Annotated in this window: 18 protein-coding genes, 2 pseudogenes and 1 riboswitch; of the genes and pseudogenes, 7 read left to right on the top strand and 13 right to left on the bottom strand. The window is 64.5% G+C overall.

What is annotated here, in order from left to right; all coding sequences use genetic code 11:
- Window positions 1–129: 129 nt before the first annotated feature.
- A riboswitch (cobalamin riboswitch) is annotated at window positions 130–362 on the bottom strand.
- 35 nt (window positions 363–397) lie between these two features.
- Together MUO32_RS02190 and MUO32_RS02195 are read right to left on the bottom strand one after the other, a co-directional pair.
- The gene (locus tag MUO32_RS02190; protein WP_257946591.1) at window positions 398–1,252 is read right to left on the bottom strand and encodes a MurR/RpiR family transcriptional regulator; all 855 of its coding nucleotides are present in this window, start codon (window positions 1,250–1,252) and stop codon (window positions 398–400) included.
- A 67-nt stretch (window positions 1,253–1,319) separates the two neighbouring features.
- Window positions 1,320–2,312 carry a spermidine/putrescine ABC transporter substrate-binding protein gene (locus MUO32_RS02195; RefSeq protein WP_257947152.1) on the bottom strand — a complete coding sequence of 331 codons (993 nt, stop codon included), beginning with the start codon at window positions 2,310–2,312 and terminating at the stop codon, window positions 1,320–1,322.
- A 228-nt stretch (window positions 2,313–2,540) separates the two neighbouring features.
- Between MUO32_RS02195 and MUO32_RS02200 the strand changes: the two genes are divergently transcribed.
- From MUO32_RS02200 to MUO32_RS02215, 4 genes are read left to right on the top strand one after another with little or no spacing between them, the layout of a single operon-like run.
- Window positions 2,541–3,623: an ABC transporter ATP-binding protein gene (locus MUO32_RS02200; RefSeq protein ID WP_257946592.1), complete on the top strand. Its 1,083-nt coding sequence runs from the start codon at window positions 2,541–2,543 to the stop codon at window positions 3,621–3,623.
- Between the two features lies 1 nt (window position 3,624).
- The gene (locus tag MUO32_RS02205; RefSeq protein ID WP_257946593.1) at window positions 3,625–4,527 is read left to right on the top strand and encodes an ABC transporter permease; all 903 of its coding nucleotides are present in this window, start codon (window positions 3,625–3,627) and stop codon (window positions 4,525–4,527) included.
- Between the two features lie 10 nt (window positions 4,528–4,537).
- Entirely contained in the window at window positions 4,538–5,368 is an 831-nt protein-coding gene (locus MUO32_RS02210; protein ID WP_257946594.1) for an ABC transporter permease, read from the top strand.
- Between the two features lie 2 nt (window positions 5,369–5,370).
- Window positions 5,371–6,486 carry a P1 family peptidase gene (locus MUO32_RS02215; protein ID WP_257946595.1) on the top strand — a complete coding sequence of 372 codons (1,116 nt, stop codon included), beginning with the start codon at window positions 5,371–5,373 and terminating at the stop codon, window positions 6,484–6,486.
- A gap of 17 nt (window positions 6,487–6,503) precedes the next feature.
- Here the strand turns inward: MUO32_RS02215 and MUO32_RS02220 are convergent, their stop codons facing one another.
- Together MUO32_RS02220 and MUO32_RS02225 are read right to left on the bottom strand one after the other, a co-directional pair.
- Window positions 6,504–6,875, bottom strand: coding sequence for a hypothetical protein (locus MUO32_RS02220; RefSeq protein WP_257946596.1), 372 nt, complete (start codon window positions 6,873–6,875; stop codon window positions 6,504–6,506).
- 59 nt (window positions 6,876–6,934) lie between these two features.
- Window positions 6,935–8,347, bottom strand: a pseudogene (locus MUO32_RS02225) (NAD(P)-dependent oxidoreductase); the annotation flags it as partial.
- A gap of 170 nt (window positions 8,348–8,517) precedes the next feature.
- Between MUO32_RS02225 and MUO32_RS02230 the strand changes: the two are divergent.
- Window positions 8,518–10,518 (top strand): CocE/NonD family hydrolase, encoded by a 2,001-nt coding sequence (locus MUO32_RS02230; RefSeq protein ID WP_374708576.1) that lies wholly within the window; start codon window positions 8,518–8,520, stop codon window positions 10,516–10,518.
- A 53-nt stretch (window positions 10,519–10,571) separates the two neighbouring features.
- Here MUO32_RS02230 and MUO32_RS02235 read toward each other — a convergent pair whose 3' ends face one another.
- From MUO32_RS02235 to MUO32_RS02245, 3 genes and pseudogenes are all read right to left on the bottom strand, one after another.
- The gene (locus tag MUO32_RS02235) at window positions 10,572–13,757 is read right to left on the bottom strand and encodes an error-prone DNA polymerase (RefSeq protein ID WP_257946598.1); all 3,186 of its coding nucleotides are present in this window, start codon (window positions 13,755–13,757) and stop codon (window positions 10,572–10,574) included.
- A pseudogene (locus MUO32_RS02240) lies at window positions 13,754–15,279 on the bottom strand (DUF6504 family protein). Before MUO32_RS02240 ends, MUO32_RS02235 begins: the two are co-directional and overlap by 4 nt.
- The gene (locus MUO32_RS02245; RefSeq protein ID WP_257946599.1) at window positions 15,194–15,955 is read right to left on the bottom strand and encodes an ImuA family protein; all 762 of its coding nucleotides are present in this window, start codon (window positions 15,953–15,955) and stop codon (window positions 15,194–15,196) included. The pseudogene MUO32_RS02240 and the gene MUO32_RS02245 overlap by 86 nt, the downstream one beginning before the upstream one ends.
- A gap of 171 nt (window positions 15,956–16,126) precedes the next feature.
- Here MUO32_RS02245 and MUO32_RS02250 point away from each other — a divergent pair, with 171 nt between their 5' ends.
- On the top strand, window positions 16,127–16,432 hold the full coding sequence (locus tag MUO32_RS02250) for a hypothetical protein (RefSeq protein ID WP_257946600.1): 306 nt from the start codon (window positions 16,127–16,129) through the stop codon (window positions 16,430–16,432).
- Between the two features lie 54 nt (window positions 16,433–16,486).
- Here MUO32_RS02250 and MUO32_RS02255 read toward each other — a convergent pair whose 3' ends face one another.
- The 3 genes from MUO32_RS02255 to MUO32_RS02265 form a co-directional block, all read right to left on the bottom strand.
- Window positions 16,487–16,810, bottom strand: coding sequence for a hypothetical protein (locus tag MUO32_RS02255; RefSeq protein WP_257946601.1), 324 nt, complete (start codon window positions 16,808–16,810; stop codon window positions 16,487–16,489).
- Window positions 16,811–16,877: 67 nt separating this feature from the next.
- On the bottom strand, window positions 16,878–17,897 hold the full coding sequence (locus MUO32_RS02260) for a GlxA family transcriptional regulator (RefSeq protein WP_257946602.1): 1,020 nt from the start codon (window positions 17,895–17,897) through the stop codon (window positions 16,878–16,880).
- Between the two features lie 126 nt (window positions 17,898–18,023).
- Window positions 18,024–18,887, bottom strand: a complete 864-nt coding sequence (locus MUO32_RS02265; RefSeq protein ID WP_257946603.1) for a DMT family transporter — start codon at window positions 18,885–18,887, stop codon at window positions 18,024–18,026.
- A gap of 142 nt (window positions 18,888–19,029) precedes the next feature.
- Between MUO32_RS02265 and MUO32_RS02270 the strand changes: the two genes are divergently transcribed.
- The gene (locus MUO32_RS02270; protein WP_257947153.1) at window positions 19,030–20,391 is read left to right on the top strand and encodes a PLP-dependent aminotransferase family protein; all 1,362 of its coding nucleotides are present in this window, start codon (window positions 19,030–19,032) and stop codon (window positions 20,389–20,391) included.
- Here MUO32_RS02270 and MUO32_RS02275 read toward each other — a convergent pair.
- Genes MUO32_RS02275 through MUO32_RS02285 form a run of 3 tightly spaced genes read right to left on the bottom strand, consistent with a single transcriptional unit; the run spans window position 20,388 to window position 23,427 of the window.
- A complete protein-coding gene (locus MUO32_RS02275; protein WP_257946604.1) occupies window positions 20,388–21,170 on the bottom strand; it encodes an ABC transporter permease in 783 nt (260 codons plus the stop codon). The genes MUO32_RS02270 and MUO32_RS02275 overlap by 4 nt on opposite strands.
- 2 nt (window positions 21,171–21,172) lie before the next feature.
- Entirely contained in the window at window positions 21,173–22,351 is a 1,179-nt protein-coding gene (locus MUO32_RS02280; RefSeq protein WP_257946605.1) for an ABC transporter permease, read from the bottom strand.
- On the bottom strand, window positions 22,348–23,427 hold the full coding sequence (locus MUO32_RS02285) for an ABC transporter ATP-binding protein (protein ID WP_374708577.1): 1,080 nt from the start codon (window positions 23,425–23,427) through the stop codon (window positions 22,348–22,350). Before MUO32_RS02285 ends, MUO32_RS02280 begins: the two co-directional genes overlap by 4 nt.
- Between the last annotated feature and the right edge of the window lie 37 nt (window positions 23,428–23,464).

Consider the following 23,464-nt stretch of genomic DNA (forward strand, 5'->3'; position numbering starts at 1 on the left):
GTGCGGGCTCAGCCGACAGGCCGCAAAGGGCGCATCGAATGCGGACGGGAGAAAACGAATGGGGGTCTGCCGGGGGCGGCAGTCTGGCTCGTCATGGCGTCTCCTGTTCCGGGCTTCCCCGCCCGTGACTTGGATTCTGGCTCTGACGGCAGGTCTCCTGGCTCACGGATATCTGTTGCCTGTCTGCCTTCCCGCGCAAGACACGCAGTGGCACGACGCAAACGCGTCACGAGGACAGGCGACAATCCGCCTACAGTTGCGGGGGCAGCCACGGAATGGGTCCCTGTTGGGTCGTCCGCACCGTGTTCCCTATTAATCCCCTGGGAGTCATCCTTCAGGGAACCGTCGTCCCATCCTTAGTCCGCGGCCCTCGGCAGCGTCAAGGCGAGCGCGGCAATCAGCTTTCGAAATCCCCGAAGACGTCCTGCAGACGTGTCAGTCTGTCGACGCGTTCGCTCACCTCCTCGCCCATCTCGACGATGATGTTGCTGAGCATGAGGTCCATGACAGCCGTCATGGTGGCCGCGCCATCCCAGAGCGGGCCGTGCGAGCCGGGAACGATGAGGCAGATATCGGAAACGTCAGGCCCCCAGGGGCAGAATTCGTCGGTCAGCAGCACGACCTTCACGCCGGCACGCCGCGCTTCCAATGCCAGCGGCCGGGCCTTGGCGGCGAAGCGGCGCACGTCGTGCAGGAAGAGCAGCCGTCCCTCGACGGAACCGTCGAGCACTTCGGCATAGGTGCCGTTGACGCCGTCGACGAATTGCACACGCGGGCGGGTATAGGACAGCTGGCTTGCAAAATATTGCGCGATGCCGCGCACGTTCTGATAGGCGGCAACATAGACTTCGGTCGCGCCGATCAGGGCGTCGATCGTCTGCTGCCATTCCGGCGCCGTCGTGATGGCGTAGATCTCGCCGAGATTGTCGATCTGCTGCTGGATCAGGCCGGCAAGCAGCTTGCCGTCCTTGCGATCCTGCTCCAGCCGGCCGACCTGTCCCTTGACCTGCCAGGCGGGGTTGGAACTGCCGCGACGCAATTCGCTCTTCAATTCGTCGAGCCCGTCGAACCCCATGCGGCGCAGGTAGCGGCCGATCGTCATGGGCGAGAGTTCGAGACGCTGGGCGATGGAACGCGCCGTCTCGAAGGGCAGATCGGTGATGTTGCGCTCGATGTAATGCGCAATCAGCTTGTCGGATTTGGACCGGCGGAGAGCGTCGGACTGAACGAGCTTCAGAATGCGTTTCGACACGTCGCCCCTCTCCTCAAAGTCCCGCCCGTCCGAAGACGGGCGGGGATCAACCGCGCTCACACCGCGCTTATTGGGCCGTCTTGACCCGCGTCCAGACACGGTCCACCTGACGCAGCGCCGGACCCAGATCCTCGAATATCTGGAGACGCGCCATCGTCTCGGCCGGCGGGTTGATTTCCTTGCTATTCTTGATCTTTTCCGGGGTCAATTCCCGCGCCGGCACGTTGGCGGTGCCATTCGTCTGCTGCGAGACGTTGAGGGCGACGATTTCCGGGCGCGTATAGAACTGGAGGAACTTGATGGCGTTCTCCTTGTTCGGTGCGCTCTTCAGCACGCAGATGTCCTCCTGGTACATGGTCGCCCCCTCCTCGGGGATCACGTAGCCGAGGTCTTTCTCATTGGCGAAGATGTCCACCATGGCGCCGACGAAAGCGTGGCCGGCTGCGACGTCGCCTGCCTGCACCATCGGCCGTTCGTCATAGGTGAAGGCCGCCACATCGGGCTTCATGGCGATGATCGTATCGGCCGCCTGCTGCAACTCCGCCGGATCGGTGGAATTGATCTTGTGGCCGTTCAGGATGAGGCCGACCGCGAGCACTTCACGCATGTCGTCGAGCAGGGTGAACTTGAGCCCCTTGGCTTTCACCGTCTCGATCAGGTCTTTCCAGCCGGTGATATCCTTGCCGATGATCTTGCGGTTGTACATGATGCCGACCGAGCCCCAGGCATAGGGCAGGCAATAGGCGCCGTCCGGATCGCTTTTTGCGCGCAGGAAGGCGGGATCGATGTTCTTGAAGCCCTCATAGGTGTTGATGTCGGTCTTCTCGAGAAGATCGAGCTTGGCCATGATGTCCTGCATGTGCACGGACGGGAAGACGATGTCGTAGCCCGTGGCACCGCCCTGGATCTTGGCCAGCATTTCCTCGTTGGAAGAGTAGGTCGAGAGGTTGACCTTGATCGAGGTTTCCTCCTCGAACTTCTTCAGAACCTCCGGGTTGATATATTCGCCCCAGTTGTAGACGTTGAGTTCGGCGGCACTTGCCATGCCCGTCGTTGCCATAAGCACGGCGAGCGAAAAGGCGGCGCGGCGAAAGCCGGACAGACCGGCGTCATGCGATTTCGACATAAATAGTCTCCTCTGATGGTTCGGCCCGTCGTGGCCCCGGCGCTTTCCTTTGCGCCGCTGTTCCCGTCCCGGCTTCTTTCGGCCGTTGACTTGGATGAACAAATGGTATCCAGATATCTAAATCGCACAAGCGTTATTTTTATAACATAATGGGGAACGACGATGCGAGATTCCATAGTCCGCCTGGAAAAGGCGGCGAAGGCCTTTGCCACGCCTGAAGGTCAGACCGTGACGGCGCTCGACGCGATCGACCTCGACGTCAAGCGCAATGAATTCCTGACGCTGCTGGGACCTTCGGGCTGCGGCAAGACCACGCTGCTCCAGGCGATCAGCGGCTTCGTCCAGCTCGATGCCGGCCGCATTCTGATCGATGACGAGGACATCACCGACCGGCCGCCCTATCGCCGCCCGGTCAACACGGTGTTCCAGAACTACGCGCTCTTTCCGCATATGACGGTCGGTGAAAATACCGGCTACGCGCTGGAAGTCGCCGGTGTCGCAAGGGCGGAACGCACCAGACGCGTCGCCGATGCGCTGCGCATGGTCGGGCTCGAAGGCATGGAAGGTCGCAAGCCCCGCCAGCTCTCGGGCGGCCAGCAGCAGCGTGTAGCCCTTGCCCGCGCCATCATCGCCCGCCCCAAGCTGCTTTTGCTCGACGAACCGCTGTCGGCGCTCGACAAGAACCTGCGCCAGTCCATGCAGATCGAGCTGAAGACGCTGCAGCACGAGCTCGGCATCTCCTTCATCTTCGTGACGCACGACCAGGAGGAGGCGCTGACGATGTCGGATCGCGTCGCGGTCCTCTCCGGAGGACGTATCCAGCAGCTCGACACGCCGCGCGCCATCTACGACCAGCCGAAGAACAGTTTCGTCGCCACTTTCGTCGGCGCGAGCAACCTCTTCGAGGGCGAGGCCACCAGAGGGCAGCTCGTCACGAAGGACGGCATCGCCATCTCCCATGGCCGGCCGGACGCGACAGGTGCGGCAACGGCGCTCATCCGCCCGGAACAGTTCTTCCTCGCCCAACCCGGCGACACCGCCCCGAGCCTCGATGTCGATCTCGAGCAGATCGTCTTCGTCGGATCGACTTTCGAGCTGTTCGGCCGCACCGCAACCGGCCGGCGCGTCATCGCGGAAATCCCCGCCGTGCGGCGCAGCCTCGTCGGCGAGATCGAGCAGTCGCGCCGCGCGCGCCTTGCCTACGATCCCGCGGCGGTACATCTCCTTCCGGGGGAGGCGGCCTGACATGTCATCGATTGCCTTTCGCCGCCGCGCCCAGCTTGCCATCCTGCTCGGGCCGGTCTCCCTGTTCCTGGCGGTATTCTTCCTCGGGCCGCTCGCCATCATGATCGTGACGAGCTTTCTGGCGCCCGGTCTTTACGGTGGCGTCGAGTGGACCTGGTATCCGCACAATTACGGCCGCATCCTCGGCTTCGCCGATCCCATGTTCGAGGATTTCGATCCGGTCTACATCGCAATCTTCCTGCGCTCGCTGAAAATCGCGGCGCTGACCGTCGTCGCGACGCTTTTCGTCTGCTACCCGGCCGCCTTCTGCATCAGCCGGCTTTCGGACCGCTGGAAAAATTTCTGCCTCTTCCTCATCACCTTGCCCTTCTTCACCAGCCTCATTGTGCGGTTGTTCATCTGGGTACTGATTTTGCGCCAGACCGGCCTCGTCAACGAGGTCCTGCTCGGCACCGGCGTCATCGCAAGGCCGCTGGAATTGATCTATACGGACGGCGCGATCATCCTCGGCATGGTCTATGTGTTCATTCCCTTCATGTTCATGCCGGTCTATGCCAGCGTCGAAAAGCTCGACTGGACGCTGGTGCGTGCCTCGCTCGATCTCGGCGCAGGACCAATCCGCACCTTCCTGCGCATCATCCTGCCGCTGACGGCACCCGGCATTGCCGGCGGCGCGGTCATCGTCTTCATCCCGGCACTCGGCAATTTCGTCGTGCCGGCCATTCTCGGCGGCGCGAAGGTCATGATGCTGGGCAATCTCATCGAGCAGCAGTTCCTCGCCGCGCGCAACTGGCCCTTCGGCTCGGCGCTCGCCATGATGGTGATGACCGTCATGCTGGTGCTGCTCTTCATCCACGTCGTCGTTTCCGGCCGTCGCGGCTTCGATCCCGCGACCGGACATTGAGGAGAGGGCCATGAAGATTTTCGCCACCCTCGCCCGCGGCAGCCTGATTGCCTATACCGCGCTGTTCTTCGCCTTCATCTACATCCCGCTCGCGCTGATCGCCGTCTATTCGTTCAATGCGAACCCGGTCAACATGATGACCTGGACCGGCTTCACCACCGAATGGTACGCCCAGGTCCTCGGCTTCAAGACGACGATTTCGGAAAACGCGCTCTATCTGGAATCGACCAGCCAGCTCGTCGAGGCCCTCTGGAACAGCCTGATCATCGCCACCTCCACCACGGCGATCTCCACCGTGCTCGGCAGTGCCATGGCGATCGCGCTCTATCGGTTCGATTTCTTCGGCCGGCGCTTCTACCGCGTCGTCATGTTCATGCCGATGCTGATGCCCGATATCGTGCTCGGCATCGCGCTTCTGATCTTCTTCGTCAATTCCGGCATCAATCTCGGCCTGACGACGATCATCATCGGCCAGTGCACCTTTCTGATCTCCTATGTCTTCATCGTCGTCACCGCCCGGCTTGCCGGCATGGACCGCACGCTGGAGCACGCCTCTGCCGATCTCGGGGCGAACGAATGGACGACCTTCCGCAAGGTGGTGTTTCCGCAGCTCCTGCCCGGCATCGTCGGCGGCGCGCTGCTCGCCTTCATCATCTCGATGGACGATCTCGTGATCACCTATTTCATCGCCGGCGTCGATGTCACGACGCTGCCGATGTTCATCTTCGCCATGCTCCGGCGCGGCATCAAGCCGGAGATCAACGCCATCGCCGTGATGATGCTGACCTTCTCCTTCGTCATCGCCTCCCTCGGCCTCTATCTTCGCTCCCGGCAGAAATAATCATGACCCATAAAAAACCACGCGCCCGCACCCTTGGCCTGCCCTTCAGCGGCCGCACCGGCCCGCTCAATGCCATCACGGATGTCGAGGGCATTGCCGTCGGCTTCCAGACCATCCGGGAGGAAGCCCCGCGGCCCGGCCGCAAGTTGCCGGTGCGCACAGGCGTTACCGCCATCCTGCCGCACAGCCAGAGCGAAACGCCCGTTCCCGTCTATGCAGGCCTGCACCGCTTCAACGGCAATGGCGAAATGACCGGTACGCACTGGATCGAGGACGGCGGCACCTTCCTCGGCCCGGTCATGATCACCAACACGCACGGCGTCGGCATCACCCATCACGCGACGATCCGCTGGATGCTGGAACGCTACGCCTCCACCTACGATATCGGCGACTTCCTCTGGCTGATGCCCGTCATCGCCGAGACCTATGACGGGGCACTCAGCGACATCAACGGCATGCCGGTGACGGAAGCGGATGCGCGCGCCGCGCTGGAAAGCCTCTCCCGCGGCCCCGTTTCCGAGGGCAATTGCGGCGGCGGCACGGGCATGATCACCTACGGCTTCAAGGGCGGCACCGGAACATCCTCGCGCGTCGTTGCCTACGGCGACAGGGACTATACCATCGGCACGCTCGTGCAGGCCAATCACGGCCAGCGCGACTGGCTGACGATCTGCGGCGTGCCCGTGGGAAAACACCTCATGGACAACACGCCGCAAAGCCAATTGAAGGAACGCGGCTCGATCATCGTCGTCATCGCGACCGACCTGCCGATGGCGCCGCACCAGTTGAAGCGTCTCGCCCGCCGCGCCTCGATCGGCATCGGTCGCAACGGCACGCCCGGCGGCAACAATTCCGGCGACATCTTCCTCGCCTTCTCGACAGCCAATCCGCAGCCCATGGCACATCGAGCGTCGGCAAGGCTCAACATCGAGATGGTCAACGACGAATATCTCGATCCCGTCTATGCGGCGGCGGTCGATAGCGTGGAGGAGGCGGTGGTCAACGCCATGTTGGCGGCAGAGGGTGCCGGCGGCACGCCGCATGACCGCTTCCGCATCGACGCCATCGATCACGATGCGCTGATGGCTATCATGCAACAATATGGCCGGCGCGCTTAACACCGGCCATCATCCCGTCAGTTTACCGTGCCATCCGGCGTCACGCGCTGGTTGTCGCCGCCTGTACTGGGCTGCTGGGTAGGCGACCGGTCCGTCGGAACGGTTTCGCCGCCGCCGGGTACGCTGTTGTCGATCGTATCCTGCGTCGTCTCACCGCTGGTGGTGGACGACGTCTGGGTCGCATCGACCGGCGCAGACGGATCGATCCGCTCGCCGAAGATTTCAACGGCGCCCCAGGCGAGAACGGCCAATGCGAGGCTGATACCGAGCACTTTCAGCACCGGACGGCCCGGGCCGCCTTGTCGGGTCTCGCGCGCAGAATAATCCTTGCGGGCGGGATCATGCGTGCGGGTGATCGGATCACCACGTTCATCCTGCTGGTGGGTCATGGCGGGCACTCCCTGAATTACGTCTCAGGAACTGAACCTGCACACGGGACGAAAGTTCCTCAGGCCTCCGCAGGCCCATCCAGCCCCAGCGCTTCGATGAGCTGGCGTTGGCGCAGCAGGAGACGGGTCAACGCGGCGACGTCGCCATGCGCCGGCTGGTGTGTCATGCCCTCGTCCACCGCCTCGACGATCGCCTCGAACGTATCGGCGATCTCGCGGGAAATGCCGTTGAGCTCGGCAAAGCGCGGGTCGACCGCAGCCGCGGCAAGCGCCGCCGTCGTGACCCGGCCGATCCCATGCGGCACCTTCGCCCCGGCATCGACATAGCCGTCCGGCAGGGTGCCCTTGCGGTTCGTCACGCGCCGGAAGCGGATGACATCGACGATCTGGTCAACCGCCTGGCAGGCGCCGGCTACGCGTGACGGGTGATCCGTATCGGCGGCCGCGTGCGGCAACAGTTCGAGTTTTCCCGGATGATGTTCGGCAAGCGCGAGATACGGCTGCATCGGCCCGCTCAGCGCTCCGCTGGTCGTGTTCTTGAAGAGGTCGGCGTCGATTGCCGCGTGGCGCACCTGGCCCGAGGCCAGCGCCCGGTCGAGCGCCGCCGTATCCACCACCTCGCCGCGGTCGTAGTTCACGACGACGGCTCCGCGGTCCATCGCCGACATCACCGCCTCGCCGACGATGCCGGCATTGGCATAGATCCGCGTCGCATCGTCCAGCCGGCCGAGGCCGACATGGACGGAGAGCACATCGGCACCGCTGGCCGCCTCCACCGGCGTTGCCGCATAGCCGAATCCCTCGGCCTCGATCCATTGCCGGTGCTTTGCGCGGGCATAGATCGTCACCTGCATGCCGAAGGCCCGGGCGAGCCTGGCGACCTCCCGGCCGATATTGCCATAACCGAGCACCGCCATGCGGCGGCCTTCGAGCTTGGCGGTCGGATAGGATTTGAGATCGCGTCCCGTGTCGAAATCGCCGGCCGCCACCCGCTCATGCAGGTGATCGACCGGCAGGTCCGGCGTCACCTTCAGGATCGCCTTCATCACCATCTGGGCCGTCGCACGGCTGTTGATGCCAGGCGTGTTCATCAGCACGGCAACACCGCCATCGCCATCGCCGCCACCCCAGGAGGCCGAGCCCATATTGCCGGTGCCAGCGCCGATGCGCACGCCGCCGAGCGGAAAGATCGCCTGTTTCGGAATGAAGGTCGCCGCCGCGATCAGCGCGTCATAGCGACCATCCGCCGTCTGCGCGATGATTTCGGCCTCGGCGCTCAAATCCGGCTGGTAGAAGAAATGCACACCCGGCGGCAGCGTCTCGCGCTGGTAGGCGCCTTCGTGGAAGATACCACCCTTCGCCTCGATATGCGCGCGCACCTCGCCTGGATCGGGATTGCCGTCCGCATCGAAGCGCAGGCCGATCAGATCGGCGATCAGGATTTTGTAGGCGCGCTGCGCATCGTCCAGCCGCGCATCCGAAGCTGCATGTTGTTCCTGCATGGCGCTTTCCCCTCGTTCCCGTTTTCGTAGGCGAGTTTTGCGGGGTGGGCAAGCACACCAAAAGCGACACGGAAGGTCAAAACCATCATATTGCCCACCTCCGGGGTGCGCTCCATAAAGAGCGCAGAAGAGGATTGCTCATGACGTCTCGCGCCTTCACCACCATCGAAAACGAATGGATCACGCTTGCCGACGGCACGCGGCTCGCCGCCCGCATCTGGATGCCGGCGGGCGCGGAGAACGATCCCGTGCCTGCCGTCTTCGAATTCCTGCCCTACCGTAAGGGAGACGGAACCAGCCCGCGCGATGAATCGACCTATCCCGTCTTCGCCGCCGCCGGCATTGCCGGCGTGCGTGTCGACATCCGCGGCTCAGGTGAATCCGACGGCGTCATCGACGGCGAGTATACGCCGCTCGAACTTGCCAATGCCTGTGAACTCGTTGCCTGGATCGCGGCGCAGCCGTGGTCGAACGGTTCCGTGGGCATGATGGGCATCTCCTGGGGCGGCTTCAATTGCCTGCAGGTGGCAGCCCTCAAGCCACCGGCGCTGAAGGCCGTCATCTCCATCGCCTCCACCGTCGACCGCTACAACGACGACATCCACTACAAGAACGGCACGCACCTCTCCGCGCAGCTCTCCTGGGCCGCAACCATGCTCGCCTACCAGTCCCGCTCGCCCGATCCGGAGATCGTCGGTGACCGCTGGAAGGACATGTGGCTGGAGCGATTGGAAAACGAGCCCTTTTTCCTGGAGGAGTGGCTGCAGCACCAGCGCCGCGACGCCTTCTGGAAACACGGTTCGATCTGCGAGGATTTTTCCGGCTTTCCCGTGCCGGCCCTCGTGATCGCCGGCTGGGCGGACGGTTATCGCAGCACGCCTCTGAAGGCCGTCGAGGGGCTTGGCGACAAGGCCAAGGCGCTGATCGGACCGTGGGTCCACAAATATCCGCATTTTGCCTGGCCGAAGCCGCGCATGGATTTTCATGGCGAGGCCATCGCCTGGTGGAACCGCTGGCTGCGCGGTGAAAAGAGCGGTGCTGAAAGCACCCCGCAAGTCCGCGCCTATATCCAGGACGCCGCCCGTCCCGCGCTTCGCCGCGAGGTCGAGCCTGGCTTCTGGATTGCCAAGGACATTTGGGAGGTGCCGGACATGGCGACCTTCTACGTGGAGCAATACGGCACGCTCACGCCCGGAATACCGATTACCGGGGCTTCCGGTCACGACCGCTATCTGAAGTCGCCGCTCGACACCGGCATTATGGCCGGCGAATGGTTCACGCTGAAGCCGGATGCGGAGATGGCACTCGACCAGCGTCTCGACGATGCCGGCTCGCTCGTCATCGAGACGCCGCCGCTCACCGAGCCCCAGGACTTCCTTGGCCAGCCGGTGTTGGAACTCGATGTTTCCACCGAGGCCGAGATCGGCAATCTCTGCGCCCGCCTCGTCGACGTACACCCGGACGGCACCGCGACGCGCGTCACCTTCGGTGTCGTGAACCTCGCGCACCGCGACGGCAATGCCGAGCCGAAAGCCATGCCGAGGGGCGAGAAGACCCGCATCCGCCTCGTGCTCGACGCCATGGGCTACCGCTTCCGCGCCGGCCATCGAATCCGCCTGTCGCTCTCGACCGCCTATTGGCCGATGGTGCTGCCGCCGCCAGCGGATGCCGGCGTGACGATCGATCTCGCGTCGCTCGGCCTGGCTTTGCCGAAACTCGGCGCACATAAGGTCGTCGCCATTCCCGAACCGGCCAATCCAGATCCTTTGCCGAAATATACCGAGCTTGCACCCGGCGAAACGGCACGCGGCGTCGAGCGCGACCTGACAAACGGTCTCACCGAATATTCGATCTACGAGGATACCGGCCTCTTCGAACATCCGGGCACGGGGCTTGCCACGCGGCAGGTGCGCGACGAACTCTGGTCGATCGCGCAAGACGATCCGCTGTCGATGACCGGCACGTCCGTCTGGACCTGTGACATGCAGCGCCCCGGCTGGTTCGTCCGCACGGTCTCGACGGCGACCATCGCCTGCACGGCGACGAACTGGCTGATCTCGGCTTCCGTCCGTGCCTTCGAGGGTGAGGTTCAGATTTTCGAGAAGACGTTCGAGAAGGCAATCCCACGCGATTTCATGTGAGGGCTGTTCCTATGCCTCCGAGTCAAATCCGGTGGTCTTTGCTGGAATCGTCCTCAATGGAAGTCGCGGGATTTGACGCGGATCGTTTCGACTTGTCCCGCGTCTTCCGACCCTGAGGCGCCGCGCCGGCCGATCGTGGCGAAATCCGCGGAAAGATCGGTGAGGTGCTGCACGACAAGGTGCACCACCTCGCCTTCCCGCTGGATATAACCTTTGACGCCGATCATCGGTGCGCCCATCACGATAGGGCGATAGGCGAGAAAGACCTTCCGCCAGACGACGAGATTGGCAATGCCCGTCTCGTCCTCGATCGTCACGAAGATCACCCCTTTCGCGGAGCCCGGTTGCTGGCGGATAAGCACGATGCCGGCCGTTTCGACTTTCCGACGGTCACGCAGCCGTGTGGCCTCTGCGCAGGTGACGATGCGGCGGCGCTGGAGACTTTCACGCAGAAAACTGACCGGATGGGCCCGCAGCGTCAGGCCGACATGGCCGTAATCCTCCACCACCTCGCCCCCCGTCGCCATGGGGCGGAGCGCCACAGCGGGCTCGCTGATTTCCGGAACCGTTGCCGCCTCACGCTCGGCAGCGGCGGTAAAGAGCGGCAACGGCTCGTCCCGCAGGCCTCGAATTGCCCAGAGCGCCTCGCGGCGGGAAAGGCCGAGCGACGGCAGGAAGGCATCCGCCTCGGCAAGCCGCACCAGCGCATCGGCGGGAAGGCCTGAGCGGCGCCAGAAATCATCGACGGAGGCGAAGGGCTCCTCCTCGCGGGCGGCGATGAACCTGCCCGCAGCCTTGTTGTCGAGCCCTTTCACCAGCCGCAGCCCAAGGCGGACGGCGAACCGTCCCGTCTCTTCCGTCGGTTCCAGCGTGCAGTCCCAACGGCTTTTGTGGATGCAGACAGGCCGCACCTCCACCCCATGCTCACGCGCATCGCGCACGATCTGCGCGGGGGCATAAAAGCCCATCGGCTGGGAATTGAGCAGGGCCGCGCAAAAGACATCCGGATGATGGCATTTCACCCAGGCGGAGGCATAGGCGATGATGGCGAAGCTATAGGCGTGGCTTTCCGGGAAGCCGTAGGAGCCGAAACCTTCGAGCTGGCGGCACATGCGTTCGGCGAAGTCGCGCGGGTGGTTGTGACTGACCATACCCTCGACGAGTTCCTTCCGGAATTTGTCGACCCCACCCGTCTGCTTGAAGGTCGCCATGGCGCGGCGCAGTTCGTCGGCCCGGCCGGGCGTGAAGCCGGCGCAGTCGATCGCCACCTGCATCGCTTGCTCCTGGAACAAGGGCACGCCGAGTGTTCTTTCCAGAACCTTTTTGAAGGCTGGGCTGGGATAATCAACCTTCTCCAATCCCTGCCGCCGCCGAAGATAAGGATGTACCATATCCCCCTGGATTGGCCCCGGCCGCACGATGGCCACCTGGATGACGATGTCGTAGAACTCCTTCGGCCTGAGACGCGGCAGCATGGACATCTGTGCCCGGCTCTCGATCTGGAACGTGCCGACCGTATCGGCTTTCGAGATCATCTCGTAGGTTGCCTCGTCGCCTGCCGGGATGGTGGCGAGCGTATAGCTCTCTCCCTGGTGCTCCGTCAGAAAATCGAAGGCGCGGCGCATGCAGGTGAGCATGCCGAGCGCCAGCACATCGACCTTCATGAAGTTCAGATATTCGATGTCGTCCTTGTCCCACTCGATCACCTGCCGGTCATCCATGGCCGCAGGCTCGATGGGCACAAGATCGTCCAGCCGGTCGCGCGTCAGCACGAAGCCGCCGGGATGCTGCGAGAGGTGGCGCGGTGTGTTGATCAATTGCCGGGCCAGCTCGAAAAGCAGCCGGATACGGCGATCGTCCACGTTGAGCCCCACCGATTGCGCATGGGTTTGCGGAACATCGTTGGACCAGCCCCAGACCTGTGATGACAACGCCTTCAGCACATCCTCCGGCATGCCGAGTGCACGCCCAACATCCCGCATGGCTGCCCGCGAGCGGTAGCGGATGACGGTGGCGCAAAGGGCTGCCTGTTGCTTGCCGTAGGTTTCATAGATCCACTGGATCACCTCTTCCCGGCGCTCGTGCTCGAAATCCACGTCGATATCGGGCGGCTCGCCACGTTGCTCCGAAACGAAACGTTCGAACAGAAGGCCGTTCACGGTCGGGTTGATAGAGGTGATGCCGAGAACGAAACAGACAGCGCTGTTGGCCGCCGACCCCCTGCCCTGGCAGAGGATGTCGATGGAGCGGGCATAACGCACGATCGAATTCACCGTGAGGAAGTAGGGGGCATATTTCATCTTCGCGATGAGCGTCAATTCATGATTGAGCTTGTTGCGGACCATTTCCGGTATGCCGTCGGGATACCAGCTTGCCGCCCCCTCCCACGTATATTTCTCCAGCGTTTCCTGCGGCGTGAGGTCCGGATGCGTCTTCTCTTCCGGATACTGGTATTCCAGTTCGGACAGTGAAAACCGACAGCGCTCCACAATCTCCAGCGTACGCTGGAGCGCTTCCGGGTAGCGCGCAAAGAGCCGGTGCATTTCCGCCGGCGGTTTCAGGTAGCGGTCGGCATGGCGTTCGCGCAAAAAACCGGCATTGTCGATGACGACGGTGTGGCGGATGCAGGTGACGATGTCCTGCAGCATGCGGCGGCCGGGCTCGTGGTAGAGCACGTCGTTGGTGACGACGGTGGGAACGCGGTGTTGGGTGGCGAGGTTGGAGAGGTCGAAGAGCCGCACCTGGTCGTTTGGCCGGCGACGAAGCGTGAGGGCGAGATAACAGCGATCGCGAAAGGTTTCGCGCAGGCGGCGCAGGTGAAAGGCGACAGTCTCGTCCGCCTCGTCGGGCACCAGCACAGCGAGCAGGCCTTCGTTCCATTCCACGACGTCCGCCCAGTCGAGATGGCACTTTCCTTTGCCGGCCCTCTTCTTGCCGATGGTAAGCAGGCGGCAGAGACGGGCATAGGCGGCACGGTCGGTCGGATAGACAAGCAGCGACATGCCGTCGACAAGATCCAGGCGGCAACCGACCACCAGACGTACTTGTGCCACATCCGGCGAAAGCTCCCGCGCCGCCTTGAAGGCCTGGACGACACCGGCAAGGCTGTTGCGGTCGACGACGGCCACAGCCTCGATGCCGAGGGCGCTGGCCTGGGCGAACAGCTCCGCGCAGCTACTCGCACCCCGCAGGAAGGAGAAGTGGGACGTGACCTGAAGCTCGGCGTAACGCGGTTTCATGCGAAAACCCCATGCAGGAACCAGCGGCCCGCCCCGCTTGCCGCCTGTTGCTCATCGCCTGAGCGAAAGAGCCAGAAACGTTCGCCAGAAGCATCCTCGACCTGAAAATAGTCCCGCACGGCGGCAAGCTCGGCATCGCGCTTCCACCACTCACCGAAAATGCGTTCGGGGCCGTCGGCGCGCTTTACCAGCCGCCGCACGCCGCGCCAGGTGAAGGCGCCCGGCGGATGGTCCGGCAGGAGTGCCATGACCTCGATCGGCTCGGGCCGGGCCAGCAGGCGCGACGGGCGCGGCCAGCGGCCCTGCCAGGTCGCGCCGTCATCCGGAGCCAGCGGGGCGACGCGACGGACCGACCGCTCGGGCACATCGCTCTCGACGGGGGCCATGCGGTAAAGCCTGCGCGCGCCGATGCGGTTGGCGATCACGTCTACGAGGCCGGCAATGTCCGCCTGTTCCTCCTCGATCAGTGAAGAGACCGCCTGCTGCAAGACGAGCGGTTCGGCAAGCGTGGCGGTCAGGTCCATGATCTCGATGCCGAAACCCGGATCGATCGTCTCGATGCGATCCGAGAGGAGCCGGGTGAGCCGCTTTTCATCCCGAACGGGCTGCGCCGTGCCGACGCGGATCGCCTGGAGCGAATTGTCGACGCGGTGGAAGAGGAGATCGAGCCTTCGGGCACACCGAGACCGCGCTTTTCCAGCGCCAGACAGAGGTCATGGACGAGGCTTGTCGTGTAGCGCGCGATGGTTTCGGGCGCACCTATGGGTTCGCCGAAGACTTTTCGCACGCTGGCAAGTTCGGGATCGCGGAGCGGATCGACGGGTTCGGAGATGGTGCCTTGCAGCTGGTCGAGCCGGCGGCCGAGGAGCGGGCCAAAACGCAGCACGAGCGGCGCGCGTGGCACGGCGAGCACGTCGCCGACCGTGGCAAAGCCCAGCACATGCAGACCTGTCACGATATCCGACGGGATCCTGAGCCCGAGGATCGGCAGCGGCGCCACGGCCTCGCGCGCTCCGCCGGGTGCGATGATGCACACGGGGTCGGCGCGGAAGCGGGCGGCGGCATGCGCCGCGCCCGGGGTATCGGCTATGGCGGCGCGGGCGGCGATGCCGGAGGCACCGAGCCGGTTGACGAGGCCGGTCAGCATGCGTTCTTCGCCGCCGTGCAGGTGGTCGGCACCGGTCGTGTCGATGACCAGGCCATCCGGCGGGTCGGGTGTGACGATGGGCGCATAGTGCTGCAAGGCCCAGAACGCCAGGCGGTTGAGCGCCGCCGCATCCGCCGCCGGATCGGCCGGCATGGTCATCACATCGGGCAAAAGCGCATGGGCCTTGGTGAGCGGCATACCGACACGCAGGCCCGCCTGCTCGGCAGGCCGGCTCACGGCGGTGACGATACGGCGCGCGCCCTCGCGGCCGACAAGCACGAGCCGATCATCAGGCGGAGGCGCCGAAGCGCCCAAGCTGCGTCTCAGGCGATCGATCGGCCAGCCGGGAAGAAAAAGCGATACAACCCTCGGCATCGGTAGCCTCCACATCAAATTCCGCCGCTGTGCCGGCCCGGCACCGGGTCAGCTCCAGCAACCATTGCGCCCGGCCGATGCCCGGCACGGGAAGGCTTGAGGACGGCCTGACGGAAACCCGCCAGCGCGTCACCGCAGCCGTCGCCTGGTCGAAGGCCGTCGCCTCCTTCATGTGCCGGAAGCGGCGCAGGGCCAGGCCGAGCGTGCCGCCGGCTTCCGCGGCCAGCTGCAGGCGGCGCGATGCGGTCATCGGCAGGCGCGCGACCTCCGCCACGACAGCGCCGAGCCCGCCATGGCGCAGCCCCTCCTCGAAACAGAGGAGCAGGCTTTTTTCATCAGCCGCCTCCACATAGATGACACGGCCGGGCGCAAGCCCCGCCTGCGCCAGCGCCGGAGCAAAGAGATCGGGCCGTGTCAGGCACCAGAGCACCTGCCCCTTGGTGCGCGCGGCGATACCGGCGGCAAAGAGCATGGCGGCTGCCCCCTCGACGGCATCGTTGCCGCCACCGCAGACCTCGTGCAGGCTGGCGAGCGCCAGCCCCCCACCCGGCAGGCGGCCATCGATCTCGGGCACGCCGAAGGGCAGCACCGCCCGATCCCGCGCGGCGCGACCGTCGAACTGCCGGATGCGGTCGCGAAGATCCGCGACAACGGCACTGGCGGTAAAGGCGGACATCGACGTTGGGCTCCTTGTTGAAGGGCAATTGTTCTCTTTTTGTTCTCAAACCAGAAGAGAGTCAATCGTTCTTCCCGACAGCAATGATCACAGTTTGAATCAGAAACGGGAACCAAGTGGCGCCGCGGAAGTTCTCCTTTCGCCATTCCATTCAATCCAGGAGACATGTCCATGGCTGACGAAAAGAGCACCGGCAAACGCACGCTTGGCGTGGTCGAGGCAAGCGACAGCATTTCGGAAGAGGCGCGTGCCGCGGCAGCGGAAGCCTCGATCAACGAGCAAATCGAAGCCCTGAAATCGGAAATCAGCCGGCTGAAGGAGTCCGCAGGCCTGATTGCCGAAAGTACCGGGCAACTCGCCGTCGCAAAGGCGGAATCGCTGCGCGAGGACCTGCGCCAGACCATCCAGGCCAATCCGCTGGCCACGCTCGCAGGCGCCGCCTTCATCGGCTACCTCTTCGGCCTGCGCCACCGCTGATCCTTCCTTCAGCCCGCAGAAAAAAGCCCGGCATTGCCGGGCTTTGTCGTTTCATCAGAACCAGCGTTGACGGCGGGGCGGTTCGCTTTCAAGGGAGCCGAGCAGATAGCCGATGACGATGCCGGCAAGGCCGGCCGTCAGCACGACCGTCGAGAGGCCGGCCGGATGCTCGCGGGCGGCCTGCGCCACGGCGGCACCTTCGGACCGCACATATTTCGTTGCCGAGCGCACGGCCGGACGGGCCGCATCCACGGCGTTGCCGGCGCGATCGCGGATCGTCTCGTAAGCCTCGGCGCCACGATCACCGAGATCCTTCTGGAGCGTGGCGATTTCGGCGCGAAGAGCGGAAATCTGGGATTGAACGTCAGTGCTTGCCATTGCGGTCTCCTTTTAGAATAGAAACCGAACGGATGGCGGGCGTCTTGGTTCCCGCAAAGAGGCGAAATCAGCTCGCCTGCCGGCGACCGTCGCGGCGGATCTGCGAGGGCGTATCGCCAAAAGCCGCACGAAAGCGGCGTGTAAAGTGCGACAGGCTCTCGAAGCCGGTTTCGAGCGCGATCTCGATCAGCGGCTTGTTGGTGCGTATTACCATGTTCAGCGCCGCGGCCATGCGGATCTTCATGTAGATCCCGCTCGGCGAGGCCCCCATGTCGCTTTCGAACAGGCGCTCCAGCTGGCGGCGGGAAACGCCGGTCATGGTGGCGATGCTATCGATGGACAGCAAATCTTCGGTGTGCTGCTCCATCATCATGATGGCGAGATGCACGCGGCGGTCCCGCGCTTCGAGACCGAGCGGATTGCGCGGCTGGAGGTCCGTCGCATCGCGGCGGTGGCGGATTTGCAGGATTTCCAGCGCATTGCGCTCCGCCGCCTCGCCGACATGGTGGCGCACCAGCGTTGCGGCGAGATCCGCGACGCTGCTGCCGCCGGCACAGGTCGCGACCTTGCCGTCGAAACGGAAGATCTGCTCCGACGTCGCCTCGATATCCGGGTAACGGCCGCGGAATTCGCGGTGGTGCAGCCAGCTCACGCAGGCGGTGTGGCCCTTGAGCAGGCCGGCTTCGGCGAGGACGAAGCTGCCGGTACAGAGGCCGATCAGCCCGACGCCGGCCTTGGCAGCCTTGGCCAGATAGGCGCGCGCATAGCTGTCGATCTGCTCATCGACCTTCAAGAGACCGCCGACGACGGCGATATAATCGAAGGCCGAGGGATCGGCGAAGGGTGCCGTCGGGGCAACCTGGATACCACTCGACGAGGAGATGAAATTGCGTGTGCTGCTCAACACATCCCAATCGCAATTGACGCGGCGAGAGCGGTCCTCGCTGTCGCTGGCCAGCCGCAGCGTATCGACGAACAGCGCGAAAGCGGAAAGCGTGAAGCTTTTCGACAGGATGAAGCCGACGCGAAGCGCCTTGGGCGCCGCGTGGTTGCCCGTGTCCCGCGATGTCCTCACATCCACCGTCATTCAACTCTCCCAAGCAGCAGGCGGGGACACTATCGTCGCCAGCCGAACCGCCGACGACAGCCATAGCAGATTTCGACCGAGCGCTCCATTCCCTGCGCGGCGTTTGTGTGCGGATTGGGGCCGAGCTTACCGGGCGAATTTCCGGGCGCCGGCAACACAGGCGACGATGGCGAGCGTGGTCAGCAGCATCAGCGGACTGACACGCTCGTGCAGCAGGCCGGCGGCGAGCAGCAGGCCAAAAAACGGCTGGAGCAGTTGCAACTGTCCGACGGCGGCGATACCGCCGATCGCCAGACCACGATACCAGAAGACGAAGCCGACAAGCATGCTGAAGACCGAGACATAGGCAAGGCCCAGCCAGGCGCCGCCAGCAATGCCGCCCCAGCTTTCCGGCAACGTCAAGAGGGCAATGACCACCATCAGCGGCAGCGCCAGGATCAGCGCCCAGGAAATGACCTGCCAACCACCGAGCGTGCGGGACAGTTTCGCACCCTCCGCATAGCCGAGCCCGCAGGCGATGATCGCCGCCACCATCAGGAGATCGCCGACGAGAGAGATCTCCGCGCCCGAATTCAGCGCGAAGCCAACCACCATCGCGCTGCCGATGACGGAAAACAGCCAGAAGAGCGGCTTTGGCCTCTCCCCACCCCTGAGAACCGCGAAGACCGCCGTTGCCAGTGGCAGGAGGCCGACAAAGACGATCGAATGGGCGGAGGTTATGTACTGCAGCGCCAGTGCCGTCAGCAGCGGAAAGCCGACGACGACGCCGAGCGCGACGATGGCCAGCGAAAAAAGGTCGTCACGCGAGGGTTTGTGCTGGCGCAGCACAACCAGCAGCGCCGCCCCCAGCAATGCCGCGATGACGGCGCGCGCCGACGTCAGGAACAGCGGCGAGAAATCCGCCACCGCGACACGGGTCGCCGGCAGCGACCCGCTGAAGATGATGACACCGATAAGCCCGCTGCCCCAACCGTCCATGGATGTTTTCATATGCACCTCGCAATCGCCGTGAATCTACGTCTGCGGGGCTGGTCAGGACAGAAACAAAACCATACAATTTTGAATAACTGTATCGGTTATAGAAGTCATACACTTGAGCAAGGACATCATTGCAAATCGCACCGAAAGCGTGATGGCCACCATCCGCAGCCGTATTGCGGCGCGCGCGCTGGCGCCGGGCGACCGCTTGCCTTCGATCCGCGGCCTTGCCGCATCGATGGGCGTCTCGCCGTCGACGGTCGTCGAAGCCTATGACCGGCTGGCGGCCGAAGGGCTGATCCGGGCACAGCGTGGCTCCGGCTTCTACGTTTCCAATGCCGCACCCTTGCCGCTGCAGCTCGCGGAAGCCGAAACGCCGAAGGCACGTGCGGTCGATCCCTTCTGGGTGTCACGGCAATCGCTCGATGCCGAGGACGGCGCGCTGAAACCCGGCTGCGGCTGGCTGCCGGCCGAATGGATGCCGAACGAGGCGCTGCGCCGGGCGATCCGCAGCCTGGCGCGCGCCGACGACGCCATGCTCGCCTATTACGGCAACACGCGCGGCTCCAACGCCTTGCGCAGGTTGCTGCTTGGCCGCCTGGCAGAAGAGGGCGTCGCGGCCGGACCGGAACATCTGATGCTGACCAATACGAGCACGCAGGCGCTCGACCTCCTCTGCCGTTTCCTGCTCAGGCCCGGTGATACCGTGCTGGTGGACGACCCCTGCTATTTCAATTTCCAGGCCTTGCTGAAGGCTCATCAGGTGAAGGTGATCGGCGTCGCCTATACGCCTGCCGGCCCTGACATCGCCGCCTTCGAGACCCTGCTGTCGACCGAGCGTCCGCGGCTCTACGTCACCAATTCGGCGCTGCACAATCCGACTGGCGCGACGCTCTCGCCACAGGTGGCGCACCGGCTGCTGAATGCGGCTGCGGCCAACGAGACCGTTGTCATCGAGGACGACATCCTTGCCGATTTCGAGCCCGAGCCCACCACCCGGCTTGCCGCGCTCGACGGCCTGCAGCGCGTCATCCGCATCGGCAGCTTTTCCAAGACGCTCTCCGCCGCCGCCCGCTGCGGCTATATCGCGGCAAGGGCGGACTGGATCGAAGGGCTGGTCGACCTGCAGATCGCCACCAATTTCGGTGGACCGAGCCCGATTTCCAGCGAAATCATCGCCCATATGCTCGCCGGCGGCGGCTATCGCAAGCATATGGAGGAGTTGCGCCGCCGACTGGTGCGCGCCCGGCGCGAGACGGCGGACCGGCTGACGAGCCTGGGGATCACGCCATGGCTCATGCCGCGCGGCGGCTTCAATCTCTGGTGCCGGCTGCCGGAAGGGCTCGATTCCGGCGACGTCGCTCAAGCCGCCGTCGCCGATGGTCTGGTGCTCGCCCCCGGCAATGTCTTCAGCATCTCGCAGACCGCCGCCGGCTTCATGCGCTTCAACGTCGCCCATATGGCCGATCCGCGCGTCTACAAGGTGCTGACAGAGGCGCTGAAGCGCGCCGCCTAGCGCCGTTTCGCCAGCATGGAGCGCGACAGCACGACGACGAGGCCGATGGCAATCGTCGCGGCAATGAAGAGGAAGGCTGCGGCGGCGATGGCCGGGCTGATATTCTCGCGGATCGAGGAAAACATCTGCCGCGCCAGCGTGCGCTGGTTCGGGCCGGCGACGAAGAGCGTCAGCACCACTTCGTCCAGAGAGGTCGCAAAGGCGAGCACGGCGCCTGACAGAACGCCGGGCATGGCGAGCGGCAGGGTGACGCGGCGGAACACCGTGATCGGTGCGGCCCCCAGGCTCTGGGCCGCAAGCTCCACCCGCTCGTCGATACCGGCAAGCGCACCGGTGACGCTGACGATCACGAAAGGCACCGCGACGACCGTGTGGGCGATGATCACGCCGAGATAGCTGTTCGTCAGGCCGAAGCCCGCCAGCAGCACCTGCATGCCGACGCCGAGCACGACGGCGGGCACGACCATGGGCAGCAGGAAGAGCGTGCGTATGGTGCCACGGAAGAAAATGAGCCGGTTGCGCAGGCCGAGCGATGCGGCCGTACCGAGCACGGTCGCCAGCAGCGTCGTGCCCGTGCCGATGATCAGGCTGTTGACGATCGCGCGGCGCCAGGCATCGGCGAAGAACAGTTCCTCGAACCAGCGCAGCGACCAGGACGGGATGGGATAGGTCAGGATGACGCTCGAGGTGAAGGCGAGCGGCAGGATGGCGATGAGAGGGGCGACGAGGAACAGGATCGTCAGCGTGGCGAACGTCGCCTTGGCGATTTTCATCGGCATGGTCAGCGCCTCCCCGGTTCTTCGCTGGAGAGCCGCGCATAGACGCTGTAGAGCAGCAGCGTCGCGACGAGCAGCACCATGCCGAGCGCGCCGGCCATGCCCCAGTTCGCCGAGCCCGTGGCGTAGAAGGCGATGATGGACGAGATCATCTGGTCGCCCGGCCCGCCGATCAGCGCCGGCGTGATGTAGTAGCCGATGGCCGAGATGAAGACGAGCAGCCCGCCGGAGGCGACACCGCGCAGGCTGAGCGGCAGCAGCACGCGCACAAACGCCCGCAGCGGCGGCGCGCCGAGCGAGGCGGCTGCCGGCATCAGGTTCTTCGGGATGGTGATCAGCACCGAATAGATCGGCAGCACCATGAAGGGCAACAGCACATGGGTCATGGCGATGATGACGCCGGTACGGTTGAAGATCAGCGCCAGCGGTGAATTGACAATACCGAGCGTCAGCAGGAGATCGTTGATCAGCCCCTTTTCCTGTAGCAGGATGAACCACGCCGCCGTGCGCACCAGAAGCGAGGTCCAGAGCGGCAGCAGCACGGCGGCGAGCATCAGGTCGCGCTTCCAGCCGTCGAGTGAGGCGGCGATGATGGCATAGGGAAAGCCGATCGCAGCGCAGAAGAAGGTGACGAGCGCGGCAATCCAGAAAGTGCGCACGAGGATCACGCGGTTGACCGACTGATCCGGCGGCAGATGCTCGATTGCGCCCGCGGCATTGCGACCGAGATCGACGGCGGCCAGCAGATTACGGTCCGTGTAGGGTGACAGCGCATCGGCGATCGCCAGCCAGAATTCCGGCTTTTCCCAGCGCTTGTCGATGGAAATGAGGTCGGCGGGCGGGTTGGCGGTGTCGGCGAGCGCGCTCGTCGTCTTGCCCATCAAGGTGCGAAAGCCGGAGCGGGCACTGTTGAGCCGGCGCACCATGTCGCCGAGCGCCTGGTCATCGTCGACGGCCTTGAGGTCCTCCATCATCGCGGCCTGCATGGCCATCGACGGCGGCGACTTGCGGTCCCAACCCGTCAAAACCTCGGCACTGCGTGGCAAAAGCTTGAGCACGGCCGGATCCGACACGGCCTGCGACATCATGCTGAACAGCGGCCAGACGAAGAAGCCGACGAGGAAGAGAAGCAGCGGCGCCAGAAGAAGCAGCGACCGCCCGGTGCGGGAGGAGGTTGCACTCATGGCGCGATAACCCGGCAATCGCCAGCCGAAAAGGCCGCGAAGACCTTGGTGCCCGGCGGAAATTCGCGCGACCGGCGGCCGAGCTTGGCGATCAGCGGATGGGTGGCATTCTGCAACTGCACGCGCAGGTGATCGCCCTGATAGACGCTGTCGGTGACTTCCGTTTCGAGCACGTTGCGCGCCTCGCCGCGTGTCTCGCTGAGATCGACCCGTTCCGGCCGGATGGAGAGGAAGACGGGCTGGCCGGAGGCGACGGTGCCCGACACGGCGGAGACGATCTGCGCGCCGGAGGGAAGGCGCACGGTCGCCTCCTGACCCTGCACGGCCTCCACGACGCCTTCGACAAGATTGGTCTCGCCGATGAACTCCGCGACGAAGCGCGTCGCCGGCTCGTCATAGACCTGGCGTGGCGTGCCGATCTGCTCGATCTTGCCCTTGTTGAACACGGCGACGCGGTCGGACATGGTGAGCGCTTCGGACTGGTCATGCGTGACGAAGACGATGGTCAGGCCGAGGCGGCGGTGCAGATCGCGGATGTCGAGCTGCATCTGCTCGCGCAACTGCTTGTCGAGCGCGCCAAGCGGCTCGTCCATCAGAACGACACGCGGCTCGAAGACCAGCGCGCGGGCGAGCGCCACGCGCTGCTGCTGGCCACCGGAAAGCTGCGAAGGGCGCCGGTCGACCAGGGCCGACATCTGCACCATGTCGAGCGCCCGCTTGACGCGCTCGCCGATCTCCGCCTTGCCGATGCCCCGCATCTGTAAGGGAAAGGCGATGTTGTCGCCGACGGACATATGCGGGAAGAGCGCATAGCTCTGGAAGACCACGCCCATGTCGCGCTTGTGGGTGGGCACGGCGTTGATAGCGGTTCCGTCGAGCAGGATGTTGCCGGAGGTCGGCTGCTCGAAGCCGGCGAGCATCATCAGAAGCGTCGTCTTGCCGGAGCCGGACGGGCCGAGCAGGCTGACGAACTCGCCCTTGTCGATGCCCAGATCGAGATTTTCGACCACGCAGAGCGGGCCGTAGAATTTGCTGATGCGGTCAAATCGAATGAATTCGGCCACGGAAGACTCCATCGCTTGAGGCGGGCGATGCGCGCTTGGGAACGCATCC

This window comes from Shinella sp. CPCC 101442, assembly GCF_024704725.1.
Lineage (GTDB): Bacteria > Pseudomonadota > Alphaproteobacteria > Rhizobiales > Rhizobiaceae > Shinella.

Bases quoted from the DNA above. Each gene is read 5' to 3' on its own strand.
- MUO32_RS02195 (WP_257947152.1), bottom strand. From the start codon at position 2,312: ATGGCAACGACGGGCATGGCAAGTGCCGCCGAACTCAACGTCTACAAC.
- MUO32_RS02200 (WP_257946592.1), top strand. From the start codon at position 2,541: ATGCGAGATTCCATAGTCCGCCTGGAAAAGGCGGCGAAGGCCTTTGCC.
- MUO32_RS02205 (WP_257946593.1), top strand. From the start codon at position 3,625: ATGTCATCGATTGCCTTTCGCCGCCGCGCCCAGCTTGCCATCCTGCTC.
- MUO32_RS02210 (WP_257946594.1), top strand. From the start codon at position 4,538: ATGAAGATTTTCGCCACCCTCGCCCGCGGCAGCCTGATTGCCTATACC.
- MUO32_RS02215 (WP_257946595.1), top strand. From the start codon at position 5,371: ATGACCCATAAAAAACCACGCGCCCGCACCCTTGGCCTGCCCTTCAGC.
- MUO32_RS02220 (WP_257946596.1), bottom strand. From the start codon at position 6,875: ATGACCCACCAGCAGGATGAACGTGGTGATCCGATCACCCGCACGCAT.
- MUO32_RS02230 (WP_374708576.1), top strand. From the start codon at position 8,518: ATGACGTCTCGCGCCTTCACCACCATCGAAAACGAATGGATCACGCTT.
- MUO32_RS02235 (WP_257946598.1), bottom strand. From the start codon at position 13,757: ATGAAACCGCGTTACGCCGAGCTTCAGGTCACGTCCCACTTCTCCTTC.
- MUO32_RS02245 (WP_257946599.1), bottom strand. From the start codon at position 15,955: ATGTCCGCCTTTACCGCCAGTGCCGTTGTCGCGGATCTTCGCGACCGC.
- MUO32_RS02250 (WP_257946600.1), top strand. From the start codon at position 16,127: ATGGCTGACGAAAAGAGCACCGGCAAACGCACGCTTGGCGTGGTCGAG.
- MUO32_RS02255 (WP_257946601.1), bottom strand. From the start codon at position 16,810: ATGGCAAGCACTGACGTTCAATCCCAGATTTCCGCTCTTCGCGCCGAA.
- MUO32_RS02260 (WP_257946602.1), bottom strand. From the start codon at position 17,897: ATGACGGTGGATGTGAGGACATCGCGGGACACGGGCAACCACGCGGCG.
- MUO32_RS02265 (WP_257946603.1), bottom strand. From the start codon at position 18,887: ATGAAAACATCCATGGACGGTTGGGGCAGCGGGCTTATCGGTGTCATC.
- MUO32_RS02270 (WP_257947153.1), top strand. From the start codon at position 19,030: ATGGCCACCATCCGCAGCCGTATTGCGGCGCGCGCGCTGGCGCCGGGC.
- MUO32_RS02275 (WP_257946604.1), bottom strand. From the start codon at position 21,170: ATGCCGATGAAAATCGCCAAGGCGACGTTCGCCACGCTGACGATCCTG.
- MUO32_RS02280 (WP_257946605.1), bottom strand. From the start codon at position 22,351: ATGAGTGCAACCTCCTCCCGCACCGGGCGGTCGCTGCTTCTTCTGGCG.
- MUO32_RS02285 (WP_374708577.1), bottom strand. From the start codon at position 23,427: ATGGAGTCTTCCGTGGCCGAATTCATTCGATTTGACCGCATCAGCAAA.